Source organism: Streptomyces sp. SID5643 (assembly GCF_009872555.1).
Taxonomy (GTDB): domain Bacteria; phylum Actinomycetota; class Actinomycetes; order Streptomycetales; family Streptomycetaceae; genus Streptomyces; species Streptomyces iakyrus.
This window is the reverse complement of the sequence record NZ_WWIC01000222.1, coordinates 1-1,629: the sequence shown is the minus strand read 5'-3', so window position 1 is coordinate 1,629 and position 1,629 is coordinate 1. Positions and strand designations below refer to the sequence as shown.

1 protein-coding gene is annotated in these 1,629 nt (G+C 70.4%); it reads left to right on the top strand.

Annotated elements, in window-relative coordinates:
* Nucleotides 1–1,629 (top strand): non-ribosomal peptide synthetase (locus GTY56_RS24940; RefSeq protein WP_161367564.1); only part of this gene is annotated, 1,629 nt, incomplete at both ends.

The window sequence follows — 1,629 nt, the reverse complement described above, 5'->3', positions numbered from 1 at the left end:
CGCGGACGCCGGACGCGGTGGCGGTCGTCGCCGAGGGCGTCGAGACGTCCTACGCGGAACTCGACGAGCGCGCGAACCGGATCGCCCAGTTCCTGGTGAGCCAGGGCGTCGGCCCGGAGTCGATCGTGGGGCTGTGCCTGCCACGCGGGATCGATACGGTCGCCGCGATCCTGGCCGCGTGGAAGGCCGGGGCGGCGTACCTGCCGATGGATCCGGAGTATCCGGCGGAGCGGATCGGCTTCATGCTGCGCGACAGCGGTGTGGTGCTGACCTTGACGACGGAGGAGATTCTCGACGAACTCCCCGCCGGCCGTGGGCGCCTGGTGGCGCTGGACGATCCGCTGACCGCGACGCAGCTGGCGGCCGCTCCGGCGACGTCTCCCGGCGTAGCGGTGGAGCGGGACGGTCTGGCGTACGTCATCTACACCTCGGGCTCGACGGGACGCCCGAAGGGCGTGGCGGTCACCCACGGAGGCCTGGCCAACTATGTGACGTGGGCGGCGGACGCGTACGGGAAGGGGACCGGTGGCGCCCCCCTGCACTCGTCACTCGCGTTCGACCTGACCGTGACCAGTGTGCTCGTGCCGCTGATCTCCGGCTCGGCCGTCGTCGTCAGTCCGGTCGGCGGTGCTGAAGGCCTGGCCGAACTGATCCGCGCCAGCGATGAGTTCGGGCTTGCCAAGGTGGTCCCCGCACATCTGCCGGTGCTGTCCGAGATGCTCGCGGACGAGCACACGACGGCCTCCGCCCGCACCTGGGTGGTGGGTGGTGAGGCACTGCCGGGCGCCGTCGTCCGCGAGTGGTTGGAGCGGTCGCCGGACTCGGTCGTCGTGAACGAGTACGGACCGACTGAGGCGGTCGTCGGATGCAGCGTGTTCGAGGTGCGACCGGGACAGGAGGTCGGGGAGTCCGTTCCGATCGGGCGCCCGGTGGCGAACACACAGCTGTACGTGCTGGACGAGCGGCTGTCGCCGGTGCCGGTGGGCGTGGCGGGCGAACTGTATGTCGCGGGTACGCAGTTGGCTCGCGGCTATCTCGGCCGTGCGGGTCTGACGGCGGAGCGGTTCGTGGCGTCGCCGTTCGCGTCCGGTGCGCGGATGTACCGGACGGGGGACGTGGCGCGGTGGTCGGCCGACGGCCAACTGGAGTACCTCGGCCGTGCGGACGAGCAGGTCAAGATCCGTGGTTTCCGGATCGAACCTGGTGAGGTCCAGGCGGCGTTGCTGGCACATCCCGGGGTGGCTCGGGCGGCGGCGGTCGCGCGTGAGGACACTCCGGGCGACAGGCGGCTGGTCGCCTACGTCGTACCCGCCGACGAAACGGACGCAGAGGAACTGCCCTCGCTCATAAAGCAGTTCGCAACCGCCCGATTGCCCGAGCACATGGTCCCCTCGGCGGTGGTGGTGCTGGACGCGCTGCCGTTGACGGTGAACGGCAAGCTGCACCGCGAGGCCCTGCCCGCCCCGGACTACTCCGGCGCCGCAGGTTCGGGCCGGGAGCCGTCCACCCACGAGGAGAAGGTCCTTTGCGAGGTGTTCGCACAGGTCCTGGGCCTTGAACGAGTCGGGGTGGACGACGACTTCTTCGTACTCGGCGGGCATTCCCTGCTCGCCGTCCGGCTGATCAACC